Source organism: Synechococcus sp. MIT2312, from assembly GCF_059772315.1.
Genome location: NZ_CM186281.1, coordinates 1356996 through 1371306 on the forward strand (window position 1 = coordinate 1356996; position 14311 = coordinate 1371306).

Here is a 14311-nt window from a genome sequence, read left to right on the forward strand (position 1 = left end):
GGTGGCACTGCTTCCCTTTCGTCAACAGGCCGCCGTTCCAAGGCTTCCGGAGCGCTACAGCGTGAGCATGGAGTTCGTTCCCGATGGGAACAGCATCAATGCCCTGCTGGAAGACTGCGGCGATCAACCCCACCCAGTGGAACGGTGGCCACTTGCACTGCAACGCAGCATCTGGCACCTGAGCATTCTCGACAGTGAAGAGAAGCGGCTTGTGGGCTTCGTCAGAGCCACCAGTGATCAGGCGCTGAATGCCAATCTCTGGAACCTGGCAGCCGCTTCAGGACCTGATCAATCCAGATTGCTGGCGGTGCTGGTTCACCGTTCACTGGCCTGTCTGCGCAGAGATCTGCCTGGATGCAGCATTTCAATTGCGGCCCCTGTCCAGGCGCTCGAAGCACTGAAATCGCGCGGCTTCATTCTTGATCCAGGCGGAATCAGGGCCATGGGCCTGCGGCTCCGATGACCGGTCGGTCTTTCTGAACACGAGCATGGAGGGACTCGAACCCCCGACCCTCAGAACCGGAATCTGATGCTCTATCCAACTGAGCTACATGCCCACGCGGCGGCTGGGAGAACAACCACGCTCCAGTTACCTTAGCCACACACCGCACCCGGACCGATTCGGCTTCTCCGGCTCGAACTGCAGGAGTTCCGCAACCACTGCAATCTGCAGCTGGAGATTGATGCGCCGCGTCTGCTGGTGATCGGCAGCAACGGCGTTGGAAAATCCAACCTGCTCGAATCAGTGGAGCTGCTGGGCAGCCTGCGCTCGCATCGATCCAGCCAGGATGCGGATCTGATCCACTGGGATGCCTCCCGCGCTCTGCTCAGGGCCACCTGCCTTGACGAGGATGTGATCGAGCTCGAACTGCGGCGACGGGGAGGACGACAGGCACGACGCAACGGCAAGGTGCTGCAGCGTCAAATGGATCTGATCGGCCCCCTGCGCTGTGTCGGGTTCAGTGCACTGGATCTCCATCTGGTGCGTGGAGAACCGGCACTGAGACGTCAGTGGCTCGATCGGGTCGTGTTGCAGCTGGAACCGATTTACAGCGACCTGATTGGTCGCTACAACCGCCTGCTGCGACAACGCAGTCAGTTCTGGAGACGAGGTGGCCTCGGCACCTCATTGGAACGGAACGTGCTGCTCGACAGCTTCGACACCCAGATGGCGCTGGTGTGCACACGCATTCACCGCCGCCGCCGCCGTGCCTTGGCACGACTTGAGCCCCTCGCCTCAGCCTGGCAACAACGTCTGAGCCAGGGCGATGAACAACTGGAACTGCGCTACTCACCGGGGAGCGTGCTGGAAGGAGAAGAGGCCGAGGAAACCTGGCGGCTGTCCATCGAAGAGCAATTGCAGCGGCAGCGCCCAGAAGAGGAGAGGCTGGGCAGCTGCAGGGTGGGACCCCATCGCGACGAAATCGATCTGATGCTCAACGGCACTGCAGCTCGCCGCTTCGGGTCTGCCGGGCAGCAGCGCACCGTGGTGCTGGCACTGAAGCTGGCTGAACTGGAATTGGTGGGTGAACTGTGTGGTCACCCCCCTCTGCTCCTGCTGGATGATGTGTTGGCGGAACTGGATCCACGTCGCCAGCTCACCCTGCTGGAAGCCGTGGGTGATTCCCATCAATGCCTGGTGAGCGCAACGCACCTGGACGCTTTCGAAGGCCAGTGGCGGCAGCGTTCACAGATTCTCAACGCCGATCACTTGAGAAACGGGATGAGAAAAAGCTAGGGTCTGAAGCCCTTTTCCTCGATGCCCTGATGGAGCAGACCCTGTCCTGCCTGCATCCCAATCCGGGATGGGACGACGCTTTGACCATCTCAGCCCCCAGCCCCAGTCAGACGAGTGCGACTGACATGGTGGGAAAACATTGCATCCTTGAGCTCTACGGCTGCGATCAGCGCAAGCTCAACGACGAAGCCTTCCTGAGAACCACCATCACGATGGCAGCGAAACGTGCTGGTGCCACCCTTCTCAACCTCATCACCCATCGATTCGAACCTCAGGGTGTGACCGGACTCGCACTGCTTGCCGAGTCCCACATCTCCATTCACACCTGGCCTGAAAACGGTTATGCAGCAGTGGATGTGTTCACCTGCGGAGACCACACCATGCCCGAATCAGCCTGTGAACACCTCAGGCAGGAACTGGGCGCAGGTCACCATGCCATGCGCAGCTTTCTGCGTGAAACACCCTCGGCCGTGGCAGAAGCGGAACGGACACCGAGCATCCAGGCCGGCTGAAGCGGCCCTCAACCGGGGATGACCCGGTTGAGTTTTCCACTCACCAACCCTTCCAGATCAAGGCTCACACTGGTGAAGCCGAGTTTGAGCATGGCGCGAACCAACGAGTCTCTGAGCTCAGGGGCAAGCAGTTCCGCAAGTCGGTCCTCAGGGACCTCGATCCGGGCCGAGAGGCCCTGGGATCGAACCCTCACGCGCGGGAAGCCCCTTTCGATCAGCCAGGCTTCCGCATGACCAACCTGTCTGAGGCGGTCATGGCTGATGGCTTCTCCATAAGGGAAGCGGGAAGCCAGGCAAGGCTGAGCTGGCTTGTCCCACCAGGGAAATCCCAGTGCCTTGGACAGACGTCGCACGCAGGACTTGTCGATCTGCAGATCCGCCAGCGGCGAGCCCACGCCTGCTTCACTGGCTGCCTGAAGACCAGGCCGATAGTCGCCGAGGTCATCAACATTCACACCATCCAGCACTCTCGCGCCTTCAGCAGCCTCAGCGATAGGAGCGAGATGACTGTGGAGCTCGCGTTTGCAGGCATAACAACGGTCCGTGGGATTGCTGCTGTAAGCAGGGTCTTCAAGCTCCCTGGTTTCCACTTCACGGTGCAGGATCCCCAGCCAGTGCGCCTGCTGACGCGCCTCAGCCAACAGATGAGGAGCCAGCGAGGGCGACACGCCGGTGATGGCACATGCGCAGTCGCCAAGCTGTTCCTGGGCGATGGCAGCCACCAAGGTGCTGTCCACGCCACCGGAGTAGGCCACAAACACGCGATCACAGCCAAAGATCCATTCGCGAAGGCGCTGCAGGCGAAGCTCATCCTCCACCGACAAAGATTCCAGCAGGCGCAAGGTCTCGAAAGCCACTGCTGAAAATAGAAATATCGTTATGCTCCGATCGTAAGAAGCGCCATCTAGGAATCGACGATGGACGCAGTCCAGTCATCCGATAGCTCGAGCGGGACCCGACGCAACAGCAAGCCAGGCATCGGCATCGTCACAGCTGCCGACAGCCGTGAACGCAGCCTCGGCCAGCTGCACGTCTACGACGGAGAGGGCAAGGGCAAAAGCCAGGCCGCGCTGGGTGTTGTGCTGCGCACGATTGGTCTTGGCATCTGCGAACAACGGCGAACCCGGGTTCTGCTGCTGCGATTCCTCAAAGGACCTGGACGGGCCTACGACGAGGATGCCGCGATCGAAGCATTGCAACAGGGCTTTCCCCACCTCATCGATCAGGTCCGCACAGGACGCGCTGACTATTTCAATGCTGACGAAGCCACAAAATTCGACCAACAGGAAGCCCAGAGAGGCTGGGACATCGCGCGAGGTGCGATTGCCAGCGCTCTGTATTCCGTTGTGGTTCTGGACGAACTGAACCCGGTGCTGGATCTCGGCCTGCTCGATATCAACGACGTGGTGAAGACCCTCTCGGCTCGACCGGAGGGCATGGAAATCATCGTGACCGGACGCGCTGCTCCCCAACCGTTGATTCACATCGCCGATCTGCACTCTGAAATGCGCGCCCACAGGCGGATCGAGCCCAAAGACGACTCGCTGCTTCCATTCCCGTCACCGGGTGGAATCGAGATCTACACCGGCGAAGGCAAGGGGAAGTCCACCAGCGCCCTGGGCAAGGGTCTCCAGGCCATCGGTCGAGGCATCAGTCAGGACAAGAGCCATCGCGTGCTGATCCTGCAATGGCTCAAGGGAGGCAACGGCTACACCGAGGATGCAGCGATTGCAGCTCTGCGTGAGAGCTATCCGCACCTGGTCGACCACCTGCGTTCCGGACGCGACGCGATCGTCTGGCGTGGTCAACAGGAGCCGATCGACTACGTGGAGGCTGAACGCGCCTGGGAAATTGCGCGAGCGGCCATCGCCAGCGGCCTCTACAAGACCGTGATCCTGGACGAACTCAATCCCACCGTTGATCTGGAACTGCTACCGGTCGAGCCCATCGTGCAGGCCCTGGTGCGCAAGCCCTCCGAGACTGAGGTGATTATCACGGGCCGCTGCAAACACCCACCGGCCTACTTCGATCTGGCGAGTGTTCATTCTGAAATGGTGTGCCACAAGCACTACGCCGAACAGGGAGTCGACCTCAAGCGTGGGGTTGACTACTGACGACCTGAAACAGCCTCAGTAACGAGGAACTCCAGGATCAACCTGCTGAGACCAGGCATCGATCCCTCCTGACACATTGATGGCGTCGATTCCATGCTGGGACAGCAGTTCGACCGCCCGCGCAGAACGTCCTCCCAGCTTGCAATGCACGTAGATCGGACGTGGACCAGCAAGACGGCGAATCTCGTCGATCCTCTCTCCGTTCTCGATTTGTGCAAGCGGGATCAGTTGCGATCGGGGAATCACGGCCACATCTGCTTCCGAGGGATTGCGCACATCAATCAGCACCAGCTCATCGCCGTCGCCCAACAATGCGCTGAGCTCCTTGACGGAAATGCTTCTCACGCTTGACGCTCCCTTAGGACGGCCAGAAGTGTCGACGCTACAAAACGCGTCGTAATCGATCAGAGCTGTGACGGGAGGGCGCTGGGGTCGTCGCTGCAGACGGAGCTCTCGGAAACGCATGGTCAGGCCGTCCACAAGCAGCAGCCTCCCATCCAGAGATTCACCAATGCCTGCCAGCAGCTTGATCGTTTCGGTGGCTTGAAGCAGCCCGATCAACCCTGGCATCACGCCCACAACACCTCCATCAGCGCAGGAGGGGACAAGGCCTGGGGGCGGTGGCTCCGGAACCAGATCGCGGTAATCCGGTGACTGAGGGCCTTTGTTGAAGACACTGACCTGCCCTTCGAAACGCTGAACAGAGCCGTACACCCACGGCTTGTTGAGCAAGGCACAGACGTCGTTGATCAGGTAGCGCGTCGGAAAGTTATCGGACCCGTCCACCACCAGGTCATGGCCCTCGATCAGCTCGAGGGCATTGGTGGTCGTGAGCCGGCAGGCATGCTGCTCAACCCGGCAATGGGAATTCAGGCCCAAGATCCTCTGACAAGCGGAATCCGTCTTGAGCTGGCCAAGGCCACCTTCCGCATGAATGACCTGCCGCTGGAGGTTGGACACCTCCACACGGTCATCGTCAACGATGCCGATGCGACCAACACCAGCCGCCGCCAGGTACATCAATACAGGCGAGCCGAGCCCACCGGCACCAACACACAACACCGATGCTGTTTTCAACCGCTGCTGGCCGACAATCCCAAACTCCGGAAGTGTGAGGTGACGGGCATAACGTCCACGCTCCTGCGCACTCAGATCGGGATCTGGAAGGTGTTCCGTCATTGCAGAGGCAGGGAAACGCCATCGGGACACGACTTCACAGTGTCTCCCACCGGTGCCTGACCGTGGACAACCAGCGAAAGAGCGCTGACAGGCTTGTCCGGTCCTTCCGGGCCGGCCCCCGGCAACCACCAGGCGCGGATGCCGGCCACACCGGCATCAATGACCATGACCCCCTCGCCGGCAGCCCATTGCCTGTCCACTGCACTGGGCACCGGCTGGCCCTCTGGATGGGAATGCGCACTGCCGAGAACCCGCCAACCTCGCTGACGAGACCATCGCTGGGCAGCGATCTGCTCACGAGGATCGAGTGCAAAGCGTGATCTGCGCGAAGCAGAGACCGGCGCTTGATCACGATCTACTGAGATCGCATCGCTGAATCCGCCGAAACCAGGGCGCCAGACATTGCAACAGGGCCACACGAAGCGCACATTGAGATCAGGTGCTGACTCCCCAAGCAGCAATGCGCAACCCTCTTCCGGTGAAACGGCTCCAAGTGAAGCCCTAAGAATCATCAGACAATCGAGATCGATACGGAGCCGGCATGGCATTCCAGTGATCTTGCCGATATCGTCGCGGAGTATTAGTAGCCAGCTTAGGCGTCATGAGCGACGAAACCACTACGCAGTCGACTGAAAGCGCCACAGGCGACAACATCGCATTCGCCGAGCGCTACAAAGACGTCCTCGGCAAGGTGAATGAAACTCTCGACAAGGTCGACTGGAGCCAGGCAGGGCGCATCGGCAAGGTTGTTGGCATTTTCGCCGCTGTGATCGTTGCCCAGATCCTGATCAAAGGGATTCTCGACACGATCAATCTGCTCCCGGTTGTCCCGGGTCTGCTGGAGCTGCTCGGCGTTGTGGTTGTCGGGCAATGGAGCTGGAAAAACCTCACCACAAGCGACAAGCGCAATGCTCTGGTCGCCCGAATTCAGACGCTTCGCAAGGAGTACCTCGGCTGAAGCCACTTGGAATGAGCCATCAGGTCCATTCACGATCGTTTCAGAGCAAGGCGAGCCGCAGATCCTTGAGGATCCTGCGGCTTTGCTGTTGGTATCCACCACCAAAAAGGTTGGCGTGATTCAACAGGTGATAAAGATTGAGAGCTTCAATTCTCTGTTCTGCGCCCGCAGGCAGTGGCCATTCACGGCTGTATCCCTGCCAAAAGCGACGAGAGAATCCACCGAATAGATGGGTCATGGCCAGATCCACCTCGCGATCAGCCCACCAACTGGCGGGATCCATCAAGAGACCACGACCATCTGCCAGCACCGCTGCATTGCCAGCCCAGAGATCGCCGTGGACGAGGCAGGGTTCAGGGGCATGACGATTCAGCCATGCAGCGATCGGTTCAAGCAATGGCTCCCAGTCCTGCACAGCCAGCCCCCACGCAGAGGCCAGGCACAGCTGGGGCTGAAGTCTGAGTTGAGTGAACGCATCGCCCCAGCTGTCACGCCATCCGCAGGGCTGAGGGCCAAGCCCAATGAAGCCATCGCGATCCCAGCCGAAACAACCTGGTCCAGCCTCAGCCGACGCACGATGAAGCTGCGCCAGTCCCCGGCCGAGACAGAACTGATCGCCGCTGCTGGCATCCCACCAGGCCATCACCAAGGCTGACTGGTGAGGCAGTGGCAGGCAGCCGAGCACCTGGGGCACTTCGATCAAAGCTGGATCAGCCCAGTGACGTAGCGCCTGCAGACCGGACTGTTCCGCCAGCAAGTTGGCCGTTTGGGCCACCTTGGCGAAGAGTTGCTCACCATCATTCAGGCTCAGGCGCCACGTGGAACCCACACTGCTGCCGCCCACACTGAGCACATCAACCACCTGTCGTCCCTCAAGCAACTCAGTGGCAGCCGCCAGAGCCTGTTGCAGCTGATCACGCATCCACGCTGATCCAACTCTGCTGCCAGCATGCCGCGATGGAACCAGCCCAGGACGTGATCGTGATCGGTGGCGGCATTGCCGGTCTCACCGCCGCAGCCCTGCTGGCTCATGAGGGATTGAGCGTCACCCTGCTGGAGGCACACCACCAGCTGGGCGGCTGTGCTGGAACGTTCCGACGGGGTCCGTTCACCTTTGATGTGGGCGCAACACAGGTTGCGGGACTGGAATCCGGAGGGAGTCATGCACGGCTCTTCCAGCATCTGGACATCAAACCTCCTGAAGCCGTAAGGCTGGACCCCGGATGTGTGGTGGACCTCAATGACGGGTCAGCTCCGGTGCATCTCTGGCACGATCCTCAGCGCTGGCGCCAGGAGCGCAGCCAGCAGTTCCCTGGCAGCGAACGCTTCTGGCAACTGTGCAGCTGGATTCATCGTCAGAACTGGCAGTTTGCTGCGGCTGATCCAGTCCTGCCGATTCGCACCGGCTGGGATCTCGGACGCACCCTGGCTGCTCTGACCCCCGGAAACCTGGCTTGTGCCCCCCTCAGTCTGCTCACGGTCTCTGATCTACTGACCCTCAGCGGATGCGCCGGAGACCCGCGACTGCGACGCTTCCTCGACCTCCAGCTACGGCTGTATTCACAGCAACCGAGTGACCGCACTGCAGCTCTCTATGGCGCCACGGTCTTGCAGATGTGCCAGGCCCCACTCGGTCTGTGGCATCTGCACGGATCGATGCAGAGACTTAGCGACCAGCTGGCGACAGCACTGGAACGGGATGGTGGGCGTGTGTTTCTGCGCCATCGTGCCCTGAAACTGGAGCGCGAAGGCGATCAATCTGGATGGTCGGTCATGGTTGAAGCGCCTAGGACAACGCAACGATGCCTGCAGGCCAACGAGATCATCTGCAGCCTGCCGCCGCAGTGCCTGCCAGGCCTGATTCCGGATCAGGAACAGATGCCAGAGGCATACCGCAAGCACCTGAACAGCCTCAAAGCACCAAGCGGAGCGATTGTGTTCTATGGCGCTGTGGAACGGCATCATTTGCCGGACGAATGCCCAGGACACCTGCAGCGCGACGGCAGCTCCCCCGGCTCACTCTTCCTGTCGATCAGCCACGAGGGTGACGGTCGAGCCCCGGAGGGCCAGGCCACCGTGATCGCCAGCGTCTTCACCTCCCCGGAGGGCTGGCATGACATGGATGAGAAGGCTTACCAGCAACGCAAACGGGAGCTTCGGGATTCCATTCGACATGACGTGAATGCCGCCCTGAATCTGCCGGATGACGCCTGGCTGCATCAGGAACTGGCAACTCCGAGAGGATTCGCCCACTGGACCGGTCGTCCGGATGGCGTGGTTGGTGGTCTTGGGCAGAGCCCAGATCGCTTCGGGCCCTTTGGACTGGCCAGCCGCCCGCCCATTCCCCAGCTGTGGCTGTGCGGTGATTCGATTCATCCTGGTGAGGGCACCGCCGGCGTCAGCCTCTCCGCCCTGATGGCATGCAGGCAATTGATGGCTGCGCGAGGTCTGACTCTCAGACTTGCGGCCTAGCTCGATCAGAAGGGGTCTCAAGAAAAACTGGACGCAAGGCGCGGGTCTTTTCCAACTCCTGCTCCAACTGGGCCCAATGGCCGTTGATGATTGCCTCTTCAAGCTGTTCGAGGCTCCATCGATAGGCGGCAAGAGACTTCAGCAATGCAGAGGTATTGCGGCAGGCCATCGCAGTTCCCAGCGCTGGGTTGCCGCCACCAACCCGGGTTGTATCTGCGAAACCGCTGGACGCCAACTGACGCGCAAGATCACGGACGCGTGGGTCTCGCTCCTCCCCGAGCACGCGCAGAAGTGCTGCGCTCACCATCACGGGCAGATGTGAGATCAGGGCAACGGCCTGGTCGTGAATGAGCGGATCCGCACTCAACCAGTGCGCACCGAGCGAGCAGGCCAGAGCTCTCACCTGCATCAGAGCTTCGGGATCTGTCTCAGCCTCAGGCGTTCCAACCCAGGCGCGTCCTCTGAACAGACCGCGGCAACCGGAGTCCACCCCGGACTCAGCCGTCCCTGCCATGGGGTGAGACGCCACGAAGCGGGGATGGAGATCTCTCCAGACATCGAGAACGGCTCCCTTCACCGACCCCACATCCGTGATCACAGCCTCAGAAGGCAGGGCTTTGAGCAGCGCATCTTGCGGCTGCAGCAGGGCCTCGAGCGGCAACGCCAACACGACAAGATCACAACCCTCGAGGCAGGTAGGGTCGCAGCTGACAGCATCGACAAGCCCGCGCTGGAGGGCACGCTCCGCTGTGCTGTCTCGATGCACGAGGCCCTGAACGCTGACCCCAAGAGCTCGCAGATCCAGCCCGATCGAGCCACCGATCAGGCCAAGACCCACAACCCCAACCCTGCTGACGCCAGCGAGTTCTGCGATCCGCTCCTGATCCATCACTGCTGTTCACATCCAGCCCATGTTGCTCGACCCGTGCAGGGATCGGAACAGCTCAGCCTGAACCGATCAGCGGCCCGGCTGTTCTTAGGCTTCTCGAATGCTGGAAGTCCAGGCCCATCAGCAGCTCAAGCACCTGCTCAGGGGAGAAGCGGGCCAATGGGAGCACCAACTCACCCTGAGCCGCCTGGTGGGACGAAGCCTGCGACGCCAGGATCGAACCAGAATCCAACTGTCTGCGGGCAGCAGCGACCGTTGGTGGCTCGCCCTGCTGGTGCCGCTGAGCCTGCGCAGCCATCACACCGTGCTGGTTCTGGACCCGACGCAACACCAGCGGTTACTGCAGGTTGAACGACCGCGGCTGCTGGAGAGCGGTTTAAAGCTGGGATGCTGGACAGGCTTTGATCCCCCGCCTGGAGATCAGATCTGGCTGTTGACACCTCAACAGCTTCTGGATGTCCATCGCCGCGGACAGCTCCGTCCTGACGATCATCTGGTTGTTCCCGAGGCGGAGTGGCTGCAAGACCGACTGCGACGGGCCATGACGGTGAAGATCGACTCCTGTCACTGGGAGGAGTTGCGAGCAGCATTTCCCTCTGCAGGCGAGGGGTTGCTGGATCTGCATGAACGCCTGAGCCGCCAGCTTGTCGCCCTTGGCGGCGGAACGAACCGCGACCTTGCCATGCCCGAGAGCGCTCTGACGCTGGTTCGCGATCTACTGCAGCTGCTGGGGTCAACACCAGAGCCCTGGTGCCAGCTGATGCCCATGGACCGGTCGTCCTGGGCCAGCTGGGCTCGCGTGGATTCGAACACCCTGCAGTGGAGCTGGCAGTTGCAACCGCTTGAACCACTGATCACGCTGGAATCACTCTTCCTGAAGCATCCCTGGACACTGATCCACGGAGATGGCGGCTGTCGACGTCATGGCGAAGAGCCAAACATCGACGGCGATGAGCTGCGAATCGATCTGCGCGATGCCCCGCGTGGAGAGCCACTGCCGATCTATCTACCGAGGCGTCAGCCCCTGCCGAACACGGAGATTTTCGCCGGCCATCTTCTGGAGCAGAGCCGACGCCTGATCCTTGGCCGAACGGGATTAACCACAGTCCTGGTGGACGCGCCCTGCATGCGTCAGCGCCTCTGCAGCGAGCTTGCAGCGGAATTCGGCAGCAGGGTCACGCTGGAAAGCACAGCACCGGAGTCAAACGGAGTGGTCTGCTGCGGCTGGAGCTGGTGGTTGAACCATCAGCATCTGCTTCCGGAACCGGAACAGCTGATTGCGGCCATGCTGCCGATCGCCAGCCTGGAGGACCCTCTGACCGCAGCCCGTGTGGAGTCGTTGAAGCGCCAGGGACGTGATTGGTTTCGCACGCTTCTGCTCCCGGAAGCACTCGCCATTCTGATCCCTTCCATTGCCTCGCTCAGACGCAGCGGTGGTCGGCTGGCCATCCTCGACGGACGGGTCCGAGGACGCAGTTGGGGAGAACAGGTGCTGCGCGCGCTTGAACCCTGGGACTCGTTGCAGAGACTCCGGCCAGACTGACAATCACTTCTAGGCTGACCAACAGCTTGTGAGGCCTGAGATGGGAGAAGCACGTCGCCGTGCCAGTCAAGGACTGCCACCTCGCCAGATCAAACCCGACCCCAAGGACGCTGAGCGTTTTATCGCCTGGTTGCCGCTGACTCGAGCCCAGGCCACGCAATTCGTTTCCATCACCACACGAGGCGCATGGATCGGCATCGCAGCCCTGGTGCTGTTCTGGGTGGTGGTGCGCTTCATCGGCCCTGCCGCCGGATTCTGGACCCTTGCCGACAGCCCATAAAACCGCGAAAGCTCACCCAAACCCTGAATCTGGAAGAAAACCTTTAGGCTCATATGAACCTTGAGGTGGTCCGCGTGTTCCTCCGACTTTCCGAGCAGTACCGCTCGGTCGTCAAAGATCTGATCATGAGCCTTCAAGCTCTGGCGGCAAATCTCAGGAAACAGGGCATCACAGCAACCTGCTACGTCTGCGATGACGGCCAGGACGGAAGCGGAGCCTCATTTATGGCCGAGCTGGGCGATCAACACATGGTGCGCTTTCTGGTCTCTGACTTCGGCATCAGCTGGGTCGAATCCCGCAACGGACGCGAATTGGTGAAATTCGAAGGCGCTGAAGCCATTCAGGAACTGCAGCGCATCACAGGGAACCTGCAGAGAAGCCGCAGCGAATGCAGCTCCTCACAACAGCTCAAGCGGAGCTGATCAGGCTGCGTCCTTCGACGGCGCAGCAACCTCAGCGGACTTGGCAAGAGGCTTGGCAGCAGCCGAGCGTGCCGCAGCAGCAAGAGGACGCATGGAGTTGGACGTGACCTCCGAACCCTCCGTCAGCTTCTGACGCACCAAAACCTCAATGGCATCCTTGGCCTCCGGATTTTGCTCCAGCCAACCAATGGTGTTGTCACGACCCTGACCGATGTTGTCGCCCTCATAGCTGTACCAGGCACCCTTGCGAGTGACCACACCTGTCTCCTCCGCCAGATCGAGCAGACAACCCAGCGTGCTGATCCCACGACCGAAGAGAATGTCGAATTCCGCGATGCGGAAGGGAGGAGCCACTTTGTTTTTGGCCACCTTCACCTTGGCGCGGATGCCGTATTCCTCAGTACCACGCTTGAGCGTCTGAATACGGCGGATATCAAGACGCACCGAGGCATAAAACTTGAGAGCGTTACCACCGGTGGTGGTTTCAGGGTTGCCGTAGGTGACGCCAATCTTGAGACGCAGTTGGTTGAGGAAAATCACCGTGCAACCGGACTTGCCGATATTGCCCGTGATCTTGCGCATCGCCTGGCTCATCAGACGGGCCTGGCTGCCCACGGCAAGGTCGCCCATCTCACCTTCGATCTCGGCACGGGGCGTGAGAGCGGCGACAGAGTCAACCACAACGATGTCGACAGCCGCGGAACGGACCAACTGGTCCACGATTTCCAGCGCCATCTCGCCGGTGTCCGGCTGAGAAACCAGCAGGTTTTCCACATCCACTCCCAGCGACGCGGCGTAGACCGGGTCGAGAGCATGCTCGGCATCAACAAAAGCCGCGACGCCTCCATTGCGCTGAACCTCGGCGATGGCATGCAAGGTCAATGTGGTCTTACCGGAACTTTCGGGCCCGTAGACCTCAACGACACGTCCCTTGGGATACCCACCACCCAGAGCGAGATCAAGGGTGAGAGCACCGGTGGAAATGGTTTCCACCCTCATCCTGGATGCGTCCCCGAGACGCATGATCGAACCCTTGCCAAAGTTGCGCTCGATCTGACCGAGCACAAGATTGAGCGCTTTGTCGCGCTCACCGGGGCGGATATCTCCACCGGAGGACTGGGAGGCTTTCACATCGGCTGGCATGGCTGAAACAGTTAAGGAGCAGAAGAACGCCGCAGGCAGCTGATCGGGACGGCGGATAAACCGACGCCTCCGTGGAATCAGAGACCGGACAGACCATCCAGTGCCCCGACCCAGGCCATCCGTCTCACGTAGTACAGATGTACGTTATCGAATCAGGGCCAGTCCGCCAAGGGGGCTGCGAACTGCTCTGGTCTCAGCAAGCGAATTCCACCGGAGAGACCCTTCACATCCGAGGGTCTCAGGTAGCCCCAGCTGACCAGCCAGCAGGGCAGCGTTTCGAGGCCTGGGGTGGTTCGAACGGTTTCCAAGGTGGGGCGACGGTCCTCCACAAAACCCTGCAGTGTCCAGTCACAGGCCAGGCGGCGCAGCACCTCCGGCTTGGATCCCGACTCATGACCATCCAGCCGTTCTGGCTTGAGCCCCATCGAGGCGAGCAGCTCGGCGGTGAAATCCCGTGCCTTGGTGGTGAGCACCGCCCAGGCCATGTTCTCTTCCGAAAAGGCATTCAAACGCTCAGGCACGCCCGGATAGGGCTGATGCAGAGCCAGCCAGGCGTCCCGATCGGTCCGCACAGCATCAGCCCGCACCGCCTCCAGGGTCTGCTGCAGCAAGGCAGGAGTCCAGCCGAAACGCCCCAGGGCAGCTGTGCAGTGCGCCGTGTAGTCGTGCACAAATGCCTGGACCCCGAGCTGCTCGAGAGGACCGCGTTGCTCGGAGATCAGTGCCGCACTCAGCACCATCTCCCAACCGTGATGAATCCAGGGCCTGAGCTGCCGGAACTGTGGAGGTGTGAACTCAGGAAGGTCGACAGCGGGATTGAGCTGCAGACAGGCACGACGAGCACTCCACCAGTACTCGTTCATCCCATCCACAATCACGCCGTCAAAATCGAAGACCAGCAGACTGGATGACCGCACTGAGGATCAAGAAAAACTGGGCCGCTAGGATTCGAACCTAGGAATGGCGAGACCAAAACCCGCTGCCTTACCGCTTGGCGACGGCCCATCGACTCCAGCGATGAGACTCCCTACGGAGGTCAACTCTGGGGTTCAAATAGTTAC

16 protein-coding genes and 2 tRNA genes are annotated in these 14311 nt (G+C 60.8%); 9 read left to right on the forward strand and 9 right to left on the reverse strand.

All coding sequences use genetic code 11. The annotated features are described in order from the left end of the window. The first annotated feature begins 1 nt into the window (after nt 1). Nucleotides 2-463 (forward strand): N-acetyltransferase, encoded by a 462-nt coding sequence (locus tag AC6EI9_RS07950; protein ID WP_498467260.1) that lies wholly within the window; start codon nt 2-4, stop codon nt 461-463. Nucleotides 464-483: 20 nt separating this feature from the next. Here the strand turns inward: AC6EI9_RS07950 and AC6EI9_RS07955 are convergent. After that, a tRNA-Arg gene (locus tag AC6EI9_RS07955) sits at nt 484-557 on the reverse strand. An 83-nt stretch (nt 558-640) separates the two neighbouring features. Here AC6EI9_RS07955 and recF point away from each other — a divergent pair. Together recF and speD are read left to right on the forward strand one after the other, a co-directional pair. After that, entirely contained in the window at nt 641-1738 is a 1098-nt protein-coding gene (gene recF, locus AC6EI9_RS07960) for a DNA replication/repair protein RecF (protein ID WP_498469975.1), read from the forward strand. A gap of 29 nt (nt 1739-1767) precedes the next feature. Next, the gene (gene speD / locus AC6EI9_RS07965) at nt 1768-2250 is read left to right on the forward strand and encodes an adenosylmethionine decarboxylase (protein ID WP_498467262.1); all 483 of its coding nucleotides are present in this window, start codon (nt 1768-1770) and stop codon (nt 2248-2250) included. Between the two features lie 8 nt (nt 2251-2258). Here speD and larE read toward each other — a convergent pair whose 3' ends face one another. Next, a complete protein-coding gene (gene larE, locus AC6EI9_RS07970) occupies nt 2259-3107 on the reverse strand; it encodes an ATP-dependent sacrificial sulfur transferase LarE (RefSeq protein WP_498467264.1) in 849 nt (282 codons plus the stop codon). Nucleotides 3108-3167: 60 nt separating this feature from the next. On the opposite strand from larE, the gene AC6EI9_RS07975 reads away from it, so the two are divergent. After that, nucleotides 3168-4364, forward strand: coding sequence for a cob(I)yrinic acid a,c-diamide adenosyltransferase (locus tag AC6EI9_RS07975; RefSeq protein WP_066904398.1), 1197 nt, complete (start codon nt 3168-3170; stop codon nt 4362-4364). Nucleotides 4365-4379: 15 nt separating this feature from the next. On the opposite strand, the gene moeB is transcribed toward AC6EI9_RS07975, so the two are convergent. Together moeB and AC6EI9_RS07985 are read right to left on the reverse strand one after the other, a co-directional pair. After that, nucleotides 4380-5543, reverse strand: a complete 1164-nt coding sequence (gene moeB, locus AC6EI9_RS07980; RefSeq protein WP_498467266.1) for a molybdopterin-synthase adenylyltransferase MoeB — start codon at nt 5541-5543, stop codon at nt 4380-4382. Then, nucleotides 5540-6091: a M67 family metallopeptidase gene (locus AC6EI9_RS07985; protein ID WP_498467268.1), complete on the reverse strand. Its 552-nt coding sequence runs from the start codon at nt 6089-6091 to the stop codon at nt 5540-5542. The genes moeB and AC6EI9_RS07985 overlap by 4 nt, the downstream gene beginning before the upstream one ends. Nucleotides 6092-6144: 53 nt before the next feature. Between AC6EI9_RS07985 and AC6EI9_RS07990 the strand changes: the two genes are divergently transcribed. Beyond that, nucleotides 6145-6501, forward strand: coding sequence for a CAAD domain-containing protein (locus AC6EI9_RS07990; protein ID WP_498467269.1), 357 nt, complete (start codon nt 6145-6147; stop codon nt 6499-6501). Between the two features lie 40 nt (nt 6502-6541). Here AC6EI9_RS07990 and AC6EI9_RS07995 read toward each other — a convergent pair whose 3' ends face one another. After that, complete coding sequence (locus tag AC6EI9_RS07995) at nt 6542-7423, reverse strand: fructosamine kinase family protein (protein WP_498467271.1); 882 nt, start codon at nt 7421-7423, stop codon at nt 6542-6544. Nucleotides 7424-7458: 35 nt separating this feature from the next. Here AC6EI9_RS07995 and crtD point away from each other — a divergent pair, with 35 nt between their 5' ends. Beyond that, nucleotides 7459-8973, forward strand: a complete 1515-nt coding sequence (gene crtD, locus AC6EI9_RS08000) for a C-3',4' desaturase CrtD (RefSeq protein WP_498467272.1) — start codon at nt 7459-7461, stop codon at nt 8971-8973. Here the strand turns inward: crtD and AC6EI9_RS08005 are convergent. Then, entirely contained in the window at nt 8957-9862 is a 906-nt protein-coding gene (locus AC6EI9_RS08005; RefSeq protein WP_498467274.1) for a prephenate/arogenate dehydrogenase, read from the reverse strand. The genes crtD and AC6EI9_RS08005 overlap by 17 nt on opposite strands. Nucleotides 9863-9962: 100 nt before the next feature. On the opposite strand from AC6EI9_RS08005, the gene AC6EI9_RS08010 reads away from it, so the two are divergent. The 3 genes from AC6EI9_RS08010 (at nt 9963) to AC6EI9_RS08020 (ending at nt 12107) form a co-directional block, all read left to right on the forward strand. After that, nucleotides 9963-11405: a helicase gene (locus AC6EI9_RS08010; RefSeq protein ID WP_498467276.1), complete on the forward strand. Its 1443-nt coding sequence runs from the start codon at nt 9963-9965 to the stop codon at nt 11403-11405. Between the two features lie 40 nt (nt 11406-11445). Continuing rightward, a complete protein-coding gene (locus AC6EI9_RS08015) occupies nt 11446-11685 on the forward strand; it encodes a DUF2839 domain-containing protein (protein WP_498467278.1) in 240 nt (79 codons plus the stop codon). 74 nt (nt 11686-11759) lie between these two features. After that, nucleotides 11760-12107, forward strand: coding sequence for a DUF1815 family protein (locus AC6EI9_RS08020; RefSeq protein ID WP_498469976.1), 348 nt, complete (start codon nt 11760-11762; stop codon nt 12105-12107). Here AC6EI9_RS08020 and recA read toward each other — a convergent pair whose 3' ends face one another. The 3 genes from recA to AC6EI9_RS08035 form a co-directional block, all read right to left on the reverse strand. Then, on the reverse strand, nt 12108-13250 hold the full coding sequence (recA, locus tag AC6EI9_RS08025) for a recombinase RecA (RefSeq protein WP_498467280.1): 1143 nt from the start codon (nt 13248-13250) through the stop codon (nt 12108-12110). It lies immediately after the preceding gene. Between the two features lie 152 nt (nt 13251-13402). Then, nucleotides 13403-14167: an HAD family hydrolase gene (locus AC6EI9_RS08030; protein ID WP_498467282.1), complete on the reverse strand. Its 765-nt coding sequence runs from the start codon at nt 14165-14167 to the stop codon at nt 13403-13405. Between the two features lie 16 nt (nt 14168-14183). Further along, nucleotides 14184-14255: transfer RNA gene (locus tag AC6EI9_RS08035), tRNA-Gln, on the reverse strand. Nucleotides 14256-14311 lie beyond the last annotated feature (56 nt).

What these genes read in the sequence shown, in the direction of transcription:
- AC6EI9_RS07985 (WP_498467268.1), bottom strand. Translation starts at nt 6,091, where the DNA reads ATGCCATGCCGGCTCCGTATCGATCTCGATTGTCTGATGATTCTTAGG.
- AC6EI9_RS08005 (WP_498467274.1), bottom strand. Translation starts at nt 9,862, where the DNA reads ATGGATCAGGAGCGGATCGCAGAACTCGCTGGCGTCAGCAGGGTTGGG.
- recA (WP_498467280.1), bottom strand. Translation starts at nt 13,250, where the DNA reads ATGCCAGCCGATGTGAAAGCCTCCCAGTCCTCCGGTGGAGATATCCGC.
- AC6EI9_RS08015 (WP_498467278.1), top strand. Translation starts at nt 11,446, where the DNA reads ATGGGAGAAGCACGTCGCCGTGCCAGTCAAGGACTGCCACCTCGCCAG.
- AC6EI9_RS07990 (WP_498467269.1), top strand. Translation starts at nt 6,145, where the DNA reads ATGAGCGACGAAACCACTACGCAGTCGACTGAAAGCGCCACAGGCGAC.
- moeB (WP_498467266.1), bottom strand. Translation starts at nt 5,543, where the DNA reads ATGACGGAACACCTTCCAGATCCCGATCTGAGTGCGCAGGAGCGTGGA.
- AC6EI9_RS08010 (WP_498467276.1), top strand. Translation starts at nt 9,963, where the DNA reads ATGCTGGAAGTCCAGGCCCATCAGCAGCTCAAGCACCTGCTCAGGGGA.
- crtD (WP_498467272.1), top strand. Translation starts at nt 7,459, where the DNA reads ATGGAACCAGCCCAGGACGTGATCGTGATCGGTGGCGGCATTGCCGGT.
- AC6EI9_RS07995 (WP_498467271.1), bottom strand. Translation starts at nt 7,423, where the DNA reads ATGCGTGATCAGCTGCAACAGGCTCTGGCGGCTGCCACTGAGTTGCTT.
- speD (WP_498467262.1), top strand. Translation starts at nt 1,768, where the DNA reads ATGGAGCAGACCCTGTCCTGCCTGCATCCCAATCCGGGATGGGACGAC.
- AC6EI9_RS07975 (WP_066904398.1), top strand. Translation starts at nt 3,168, where the DNA reads ATGGACGCAGTCCAGTCATCCGATAGCTCGAGCGGGACCCGACGCAAC.